The organism is Pseudoalteromonas sp. GW168-MNA-CIBAN-0100 (genome assembly GCF_040309225.1).
Taxonomy (GTDB): Bacteria; Pseudomonadota; Gammaproteobacteria; order Enterobacterales; family Alteromonadaceae; genus Pseudoalteromonas; species Pseudoalteromonas arctica.
Map to the genome: position 1 here is coordinate 1 of NZ_JBEOOL010000188.1, position 390 is coordinate 390.

The 390-nt window shown below is 46.4% G+C and carries 1 protein-coding gene; it reads left to right on the plus strand.

Annotated elements, in window-relative coordinates; genetic code table 11:
• A partial coding sequence (locus AAEY62_RS20660; RefSeq protein ID WP_502935527.1) for a sodium:solute symporter family transporter occupies positions 1–390 on the plus strand: 390 nt, incomplete at both ends.

The window sequence follows — 390 nt, forward strand, 5'->3', positions numbered from 1 at the left end:
GCGTAAGGTTTTACCTTTTAAAGGCTTAACTTATGGTTTGTCGTTAGGGGTTTATTGTACCTCGTGGGCTTTTTTTGGCACTACCGCACAGGCTGCAAGTAATGGCTGGTGGCTCGCCCCTACTTATGCGGGCACTATTATATTATTTATTTTTGGTTGGCAGCTATATTGCCGCATTGCGCATATTTGTCTGCAACAAAAACTTACCTCAATGGCCGACTTTATAGCCACTCGGTATGGACAATCATCGAGTTTGTCGGGTTTGGTGTCGCTTATTTCGGTGATTGCAATTGTGCCGTATATTTCTTTGCAGCTCAGTGCTACGGCGCAAAGTATTAACTTGCTTACCGACCGAGCGCCCACGCAAAGTAATGCGGTGTGGGCCGACAG